Source organism: Blastopirellula retiformator (assembly GCF_007859755.1).
Classification (GTDB): Bacteria; Planctomycetota; Planctomycetia; order Pirellulales; family Pirellulaceae; genus Blastopirellula; species Blastopirellula retiformator.
Map to the genome: position 1 here is coordinate 1774112 of NZ_SJPF01000001.1, position 272 is coordinate 1774383.

Sequence of the window (272 nt, forward strand, 5' to 3'; positions counted from 1 at the left end):
CGATTAGTCAGGTGCTCGAAAGGGATGCGTTGTTGGAGTCAAGGGATGTGGAGTATTTAGGAACAATTGAGCTTGATCCAAATCTTGACCGTGATGACATTCTGGATTTGCTTCCTTCACATACATTGTACCAGCCGGCATCAGACCACGGCGATCGCACCATAAATCACGTCGCCAGCAACACTTCCAGCAGATAGGCGTCGTTCCGCCCCGCTTTTAGCCGCTTGTTCTTCACGCCCACCTTGGCCGTTTTGTTGTTCTTCAAGAGGCTC